At 46.9% G+C, this 8559-nt stretch carries 6 protein-coding genes and 1 pseudogene; 4 read left to right on the top strand and 3 right to left on the bottom strand.

The genetic code is table 11. The annotated features are described in order from the left end of the window. The 3 genes from A3GK_RS11645 to A3GK_RS0109555 all read right to left on the bottom strand — a co-directional run. Positions 1-227, bottom strand: a 227-nt coding sequence (locus A3GK_RS11645) for a hypothetical protein (RefSeq protein ID WP_040576142.1), incomplete at its 3' end; no start/stop codon positions are given. A 7-nt stretch (positions 228-234) separates the two neighbouring features. After that, entirely contained in the window at positions 235-504 is a 270-nt protein-coding gene (locus A3GK_RS0109550) for an immunity 17 family protein (protein WP_018029229.1), read from the bottom strand. Between the two features lie 401 nt (positions 505-905). Further along, complete coding sequence (locus A3GK_RS0109555) at positions 906-1490, bottom strand: Imm15 family immunity protein (protein WP_018029230.1); 585 nt, start codon at positions 1488-1490, stop codon at positions 906-908. Between the two features lie 616 nt (positions 1491-2106). Between A3GK_RS0109555 and A3GK_RS0109560 the strand changes: the two genes are divergently transcribed. The 4 genes and pseudogenes from A3GK_RS0109560 to A3GK_RS0109575 all read left to right on the top strand — a co-directional run. Next, a complete protein-coding gene (locus A3GK_RS0109560) occupies positions 2107-3507 on the top strand; it encodes a DUF4099 domain-containing protein (protein WP_018029231.1) in 1401 nt (466 codons plus the stop codon). Between the two features lie 21 nt (positions 3508-3528). After that, a complete protein-coding gene (gene topB, locus A3GK_RS0109565) occupies positions 3529-5604 on the top strand; it encodes a type IA DNA topoisomerase (protein WP_026161838.1) in 2076 nt (691 codons plus the stop codon). Between the two features lie 421 nt (positions 5605-6025). Further along, complete coding sequence (locus A3GK_RS10825; RefSeq protein ID WP_018029233.1) at positions 6026-8317, top strand: DUF2958 domain-containing protein; 2292 nt, start codon at positions 6026-6028, stop codon at positions 8315-8317. Positions 8318-8334: 17 nt separating this feature from the next. Beyond that, positions 8335-8559 (top strand): annotated as a pseudogene (locus A3GK_RS0109575) (hypothetical protein); the annotation flags it as partial.

An 8559-nucleotide genomic window follows, 5' to 3' on the forward strand; every position in this document is an offset into this window, starting at 1 on the left:
CCCATGTTGTCGTAGCGGAAACTGACTATAGCGTGTTCATTTCTGGCTTCCGCCAGTGCCATGCCCGCCTTCATGCCCGTATCCACGGCGCTCACGCCCGCAGAGATGCCCTGTGAGGCGTTGGCGGAGGAATTGCCGGCAACACCCTCAAACGAGGAGCCCACACTCAGGGACAACTGGGTGCTGACGCTTTCAAAGTAACCGTGGGAGGTGGAAGGCGAAGACATAGGCGGATTATTTATAATGGTAGTACAGGTAAACTAAGGTAAGAAGCAGGAGGACGGCGAGGACACCCTTCACGAACCGGACGGCATTCCTGCCAAACAGGTCAATCCACATTTGCGTAAAGTCGCTGTTCCCGCTCGGCAGCAGCGTCCATTTCCAGTCAAAAATCAACCCTATGAGATACAGGATTACAAGGAGGATTGCCACGAGAAGCCCGTATTGCGGATGTTCCCGGAGGTAGGCAAACAACTTGCCGAAAAAATCATTCAATTGTTCCATAATCTGACGGGATTTGTGGAGGGGTTTTCATTTGTTGCTGGTACATTGACGTTCCCTGAAAATGGTTGACTGTTTTTTTTTGCTGAAACTGATTTCGGTTGACATCGTTTTCGTCGTCATACTAGAATGAGTTGTCTTGACTTTCCAAAGATACTGATTTTAGTTGACTCTGGCAGTTTTGGGGTGTCGTTCCCTGAAATTGGTTGACTGTTTTTTTTACTGAAACTGATGTCGGTTGACATCGTTTTCGTCGTCATAGTACTGTCCTTGAAAAAGGAATGGTATCCTGACGTAATCCCTGTAGGAAGTATAGAGCATGAACCGCTCCTCAATGACCTTCCCGTTCATGTCAAGCCTGCGGTACCATACTTCCTCGCCCCTCCACAGACATTTCAGTTATTTTATCGTTGATGTAGCCTTTTGCGGGGTATTATATATATTCTTTCTATTTTTTCTCCGCCAGTAATAGTAGTGGTTTTATAGCATTTATACATATTGCTCATACCTACCATACCCCATTGTTTATTCAGAACATCATTTTTATCCACATTAAACCGCGTGCCATGTTGCAAAAACTTATAAGTTTTTTTTGTACTAATTAGAATGTTAGGGACACAAAAACCAACATCGTCCATTTCCTCTTCTGGATTGACTAATGTAATACCAATGAATATACTAGAACTGACTTTGGCTATATACTCAAAATATAAACTAACATCATAAAGCAAGAATAAGGATACGTGAAGTAAATATTCAAGCACTTTCTCGGGTGGTATATATTTTTTTAAGAAATCGATATCCTTATATCGTGAAAACAATGGAATTTCCTCAAATACTCCATCTTTGATATTTACACGTTCTATTTCCCTAAACAACTCAGGTGTAAGGATTTTTTTGTATACTTTTGATGTTATAAATTCCATCCGTACTTCTTCAGCCATTTCTTTGTTTTCGGGCTTTGTCCCCGTCACTTTATGTTTACCCATATTTTTTTTGCGTAGTAATTCTTTTTATGCACATGTCGTTCCCTGAAAATGGTTGACTTATTTTTTTGCTGAAACTGATTTCGGTTGACATCGTTTTCGTCGTCATATTAGAATGAGTTGTCTTGACTTTCCAAAGATACTGATTTTAGTTGACTCTGGTAGTTTTGGGGTAGCTTTTCGTGGTATACCCCGGGCTTGTTTTTTTTCTTTTTCAAATCGGATAAACTCCCCGTCGGCAATGCAACAGACTAAGCCAAACGCCTGTAGCGGAGCGGAGGGCGTTTGGTGTGTCAGGGGTATTGCCGCTCTTTGTGTTCCGATTGAAAATGAAAAATCCAGTCTCTTCTCTCTTTGCCGAAATAAGTTCTATTTAGCTGGTTACTAGCTCCTTTGACTCTTTGTCTTTTCGAGCTTGCTCTTATCATCGCTTAGTACTACTGTAATAATGTTCCTTCTGAGTGCCAAGTTTGACATAAAAGATCAAACTACCAAATCTTGGGCGAATTTTCTTTTTCATCACTTCCTTTCCTTATAATTCCCTGGGACTTAGAAGAGGTTATTTTAGCTTATATATTTGCTGTCTGAAAGGTATTATTCAAATCAAACAGAGTGATTTATGGAAGCAAATAGCAATGACAACTACGTGCTGGTCTTAGAGGATCGCACCGAGGTAAAGAACCAGCAAGAAGCTGGGAAACTCTCCGTGGTTTCGGGTATTGATGATAAGGGCAAGCTCAAAACGACTGAGCCTCTTGAAGCTAATCAAGCAGCCTTTTTGAGGTTCAACAGCAAGGATGGACTGCTGAAGAACTTCATGACCAACTTTCTCAAGCAGTTCAATAACCCATCCCATTTCGGGCTATACAAGGTGTTGGCAAACAATGTGGAGCAAGGTGTGGATAACCTGCGTACTCTGCTCCAAAGCCGAGAGACTCCTGAAAGCAGACAGCAGTTGGCAGAGGTCGGTGTACCCTTTGAAGATTATCTGCCACAGCAGAAGAAGAGCACAGCCATTGATGCAGACAAGGTAGACTGGAAGATGCTCGACAGTCTCGGACTCTCCCGTGAACGGTTAGAGCAGAGTGGTGAGCTAGAGAAGATGCTCAATTGGCAGAAGAGCAACCTCGTGACCATAGCCATCCCCATAGGAGATACAACTATCTACACAGAGGCTCGCCTTGCCTTCCGCACAGACAATGAGGGCAATATCGGGTTAGCCATACACGCTATGCGTAAAGAGCCACAGCTCGACTATCCCTATATGGGCTACAAGTTCTCGCCCGAGGAAAAAGAGCAACTGCTCACGACAGGCAACCTTGGCAAGACCATCGAAGTAACACCCAAGAGCGGAGAGCCTTTTGCAGCCTACGTCTCCATCGACCCACAGACCAACGAGATCATCGCCTTGCGTGCCGACCGTGTAAGCATTCCTCAAGAGATCAAAGGCGTCACGCTCTCTGATCAACAATACAAAGATCTAGTGGAGGGTAAAGCGGTAGAAGTAGAAGGTATGACCGCTAAGAGTGGCAAGTCCTTCGATGCTACGCTTCAAGTCAATGCAGAGAAGAAAGGCATTGAGTTCATCTTCGGAGAGAACAAGAGTCTCAAAGAGCGTCAGGAACAGCGACAAGATCGTCAACAAAGCAAAGCACCCCGCAAGCTTTGTGGTCTAGAGCTGTCAGAGAAGCAACGAGAAGCCTTAGACAACGGTCGCACACTTTACCTCAAAAACATGATCGATAAAGAGGGACAACCCTTCAATGCCTATGTCCGTATGGACAAAGAGCAAAACCGCCCACGCTTCTACAAATGGAACCCTGACAAGAAGCAAGGGGCGGGAAAGGTCGAAGCCGTGGCGGAAGAACACAAGACGCAAGTAGCCGTAAATAACCACGGCAAGACCAACGAAGCTACCAAGCAGGTGAAAGAGCCACTGAAAAAGGGGCAAACAGAGCCCACTGCTGAACAAAAGCAGAACGAGAACAAGCAGAAGAAGTCTCGAGGACGTAAGATGTAACCCATAATCCATTCAAAGACTATGACAACATGTATTATTGCTGAGAAACCCTCGGTAGCACGAGATATAGCCCGAATCGTTGGAGCTACGACAAAGCAAGACGGTTATTTAGCGGGAAACGGCTACCTCGTCACGTGGGCTATGGGACACCTCATTACACTTGCCATGCCCGAAGCTTACGGCTATTCTAACTACAAAGCAGAAGAGTTGCCTATTTGCCCTAATCCCTTCCAGCTCATTGTCCGACAAGTGCGTAAGGACAAAGAGTTCCACGAAGACCCTGCAGCACTCAAGCAACTCAAGGCAATAAGCTCCTGCTTTAATCAGTCAGATCGTATTATTGTGGCAACAGATGCCGGAAGAGAGGGTGAGCTCATCTTTCGCTGGATTTACCGACACTTAAATAGTCACAAGCCCTTTGATCGCCTATGGATCTCCTCCCTTACTGACAAAGCTATCCGAGAGGGTCTAGCGAATATCAAGCCCGGGAGTCATTATGACCATCTCTATTACGCAGCCCAAGCACGAGCAGAAGCTGACTGGTTGATGGGAATCAATGCCAGCCGAGCACTCTCCATTGCTTACCGTGGAGGCTACTCACTAGGACGTGTGCAGACCCCGACTTTGGCCATGGTGTGTCATCGCTATATGGAGCATAGAGACTTTACCTCTGTTCCTTATTGGAAGCTCTCTGCGATGATAGAGGACGAGGGCTTAACCATCAAAGCCGTGAGCCTACAGAACTTTGATAATGAAGCTGCTGCCCAAACTGCTCTCACTTCGTTGCGCAGTATCGGCTCGCTTACGGTCACAGAGGTCACAAGAAAGGTGACGCACACAGCTCCACCCCTCTTGTATGACCTGACCGCTCTGCAAAAGGAGGCTAATGTACGTCACGGCTTCTCCGCAGATAAGACCCTCACCCTCGCACAGTCGCTTTATGAGAAGAAATTCACAACCTACCCACGCACGGGTAGCCGATATATCAGTGAAGATGTTTTTGAGGAAGTTCCCGACCTCCTTCGCAAGATTGGCAAACCATTGCCCCAAGAGCTGAATCGCCACTCGGTAGATGACAGCAAAGTTACCGACCACCATGCCATTATCCCCACGAGAGAAACTGCATCGGCATTGTCGGTAGATGAGACCACGCTTTATCAAATGGTCGTTACCCGCTTCGCAGAAGCCTTCTCGGCGCACTCAGAAGAGGAGCGTATGCAGGTAGTACTCAAGGACGAGACCAACAGCTATGTTTGGAAAGCGTGCCGTCAAGTCTCTTGGGGTTGGAAGTCTGTACAGAGTGCCACTCCTCAAGAGCATAAAGAGAGCGAGGAGGACGAGCCGATTTTGTCCTCATTACCCAACTTGACCGAGGGGCAAACGCTAGCCATCCAACAAGCAGACATAATCGAGCAAAAGAGCAAACCTAAGCCACTCTATACAGAAGCAACTCTGCTCTCGGCTATGGAGCATGCTGGCAAGGAGGTAGAGGATGTTGCAAATAAAAAGGCTTTGGCAGAGTGTGGCATAGGCACACCTGCCACACGAGCCAACATCATTGAGACGCTCATCCTGCGTGACTATATCCGTAGGGAGAAGAAGAGCATAGTCCCAACGGAGAAAGGGTTAGCCGTCTATGAAATCGTTAAGGACAAGCGCATTGCCAATGCGGAGATGACAGGAGCGTGGGAGGTAGCACTAGCAGCAATCGAGGCAGGAAGTATGGATGCTGGCAAGTTTGCACAAGGCATCAACTCCTACGTCTCCACCATCTGCGAGGAGTTGCTCTCCCTCGCCCCTGCACCTAGACAGCAAAGGTACCCTACATATCACTGCCCTAAGTGTGGTCGTGAGAGTGTGGGGATCTATGCCAAGGTGGCGAGATGCAAGAATGATGATTGTGATTTCCACATATTTCGTGAAGTATGCGGTACGTATCTCTCCGAAGAGAATATCCGAGACCTCATAACTAAGGGGCGTACCCCCATCTTGAAAGGCTTGACGAGCAAGGCAGGTAAGAAGTTCAATGCCCGATTGGTTCTACAAGAGGATAGTTCTACCAAATTTGAATTCGAGCAAAAGAGTAAGAAGAGATAAAACGACCTAGCTCCGCACCACAACTATCTCTCATGACACTCCCTACTTGTTTATCGCAGTTAATAGGAAGTCGCTTGGGGAGCCTTTGTAGTTTCTTAGGGAAGAGACTGTAGTGCCAATAGGGGTTGGCACTCTAGTTTCATAAGGAGGAAACTCTAGTTTCATCTAGGAGAAACTGCAGTTTCATGGGGAAGAAACTCCAGTGCCAAGCCTAGGGGAAACTTTTCCCATACGGATGAAACTGTGGAGTGACGGGGGAAAACAACATTTCCACTCAGACGAGACTCCACTAATTCACGTGAGGAATAAAAAGATCAAGTAATCGTATTTCCATTCTTGTGGTAGGTATCTCAATCCTTTTCGTGGGATTGACTTCCTCCCTCCATGGCTAACAACTATCATCAACAAACAGAGTACCTCTATGGCATACAACAAGAAAGCAGTTTTGGCAGCAAATGCAGAAGCAATCCGTGTGGTGCTACGATTAGAAAAAGAGCATCGTCCAGCTACCGAAGCAGAGAAACGCATCTTGCGTGGCTACCAAGGTTTCGGAGGTCTGAAGTGCGTATTGAACCGCACAGACACGCCAGCGGACATCCGCTATTGGAGTAAGTCGGAGCAAGAACTCTTTGCTCCGACACAGCAGCTCAAGCAGATGATCTATCGGGAAGCGGTCGATGCTCACACCGCCAAGCGGTACTGGGAGAGCATCAAGGCTAGTGTGCTCACTTCATTCTATACAGATAGACGTATCGTCTCTGCTATTTCAGATGCTCTAGCAACAAGAGGTGTGACGCTCAAACGATGCCTCGACCCCTCCTCGGGGATGGGTGCTTTTGCCGAAACATTTGCCAATCAGGTGGGCTTTGTTGATGCCTTGGAGAAAGATCTGCTAACGGCTCGCATCAGTCAAGCGTTGCACCCTTATGGCGAGGGCAACATCTTCGTGCGAAATGAACCCTTTGAAGCGATAACACCCCTAGAAGAGACGGAGAAGTATGACCTTGTAACCAGCAACATCCCCTTTGGAGACTTTATGGTCTATGACCGTGAGTATAGTAGGGGGGATGATCTCTTCAAAAAGGAGTCAACACGAGCCATTCATAATTACTTCTTCGTAAAGGGCTTGGACTGCACTAGAGAAGGAGGTCTCGTTGCATTTATCACTTCACAAGGTGTACTCGATGCAGCACTAAATGAGCCAATCAGACGCTATCTGATGCAAAACAGCCGACTCATCTCTGCTATCCGACTGCCATCAGGCATGTTTAACGAGCAAGCAGGAACTGAAGTCGGAAGCGACTTGATTGTCTTGCAGAAGCAGTCAGGCAAAGAGATTGGCGAGGAGCTGGAGAAGCAGTTTGTTCAGACAGTCGCCGTGCCCAAGGGGGATGGATTTTCTATGGCTTTCAACCACAACTCACTTTTCGAGGGTTCGTGGGATGATGTGGCATCTCGCACCATAGCCACCAGTCGTGAGCTGGGAAGAGACCCTTACGGCAAGCCAACTTGGAAGTATCACTTTGAGGGAACTATGGAGGATATGGCTGAGAGTCTCCGAATACAGCTCACACAAGATGTGACAGCACGTTTTGACCGCAAGCTCTATGAGACGGGTATAGCGATGAGCGAAGAAGAGCGACAAGCAGAACAGAAGCTCCACAGCCTAGGCATAACGACTGAACCTCTCATAGAAAGTCCCAATCATACAGCAGAGAATGAAGTGGATAAGGAGGAAGACAACGCTTATGATCTAATGCCTGATAGCATTAAGAGTCAACTCCCCAAGCTATATGAGACAGAGAAGCAACTCATTGGCGATCGTACAGCTTATGTCCGATATTTCTTCCCGCTGGGAGCCTATACAGCCTACCTTTTAGAGTATGACCCAGAAGAACGTCTTGGGTTCGGAGCAGTTACAATGGGTTACGGTTGGGAGCTCGGTTATATCTCCTTGGACGAAATGAAAGAGGTCAAGATACATGGCTTGGGGATTGAGCGTGACCTTCACTTTTCTCCTACTGCACTGCATGAGATAGCCGAGCTAGAAGAGCTTGTCCAAGGACGGTATAGCAAAGGGGTGGTACAAACAGAAACCCCAGTGGAAGAGGTCGAGGAGGAGTCCTTTTCAGAGGGAACTTCCATCAACCCCATCAAAAAGAATGAATTAACAGAACCCTCCCAGCAGGAGCAAGTCTCTTCAATGTTAGCACCAGCACCCGAAGGTGTGCCAGCTTTAACGCTACAGCATCAGTACGAAGCGGATATACGTACAGACCTAGAAGCCCCACGAGAGATGGGCGGACAGATGGTCTACTTTGATGACGACCATCATCCCGTGATGGATACAACTGATGTCGGTTTGGAACAGGCGGGTTATTTATTTGCTCCCGAAGAGTACGAACTTTGGACGCAGGAGGTCGCTCGTGTTAACAGGGAAATCAAAGAGGTCAATAAGCAACAGGCAGCCTCTAAGCCCAAGCAAAGTTTAGTAAAGCGTCCAAGAGCAAGAAGAAGTACTAAGCTCTCCTCAATCGAGCAGCCATCTCTATTTGACTTTGCAGAAGGGGAGAGAGAAGTACAGCCAGTTACAGAGGTTAAGAAATCGTTTGATGCTTCACCTCGTCCATTCCTCTCTTTGCCCGACTCGCATCTACGAGATGGGTCGATCGTGCTGCAAAATGGACAAGTGTCTTGTCCTAGAAAAAGTTGACTCATAGATAGATTTTTATGAGTAAGTTTGTAAAAAGGAGTCAACTCCAGAAGATTTATTTTGACCGAGTTATTCACCTCTATTTTGAGGAAAACTTAGGTTACACCCAGATTTCACACCTTGTTCCTATTGGTAGGACTACGATCCTGGAGTGGGTTCATAGGTACCTAGATTCTGGGTTAGACGAAGTTATAGAGATGAAGGCGAAGAAAAAGAAGAGACAAGAAGAGCACCGCGGATAT

Origin of the sequence: Porphyromonas somerae DSM 23386, assembly GCF_000372405.1 — a bacterium.
Lineage (GTDB): Bacteria > Bacteroidota > Bacteroidia > Bacteroidales > Porphyromonadaceae > Porphyromonas_A > Porphyromonas_A somerae.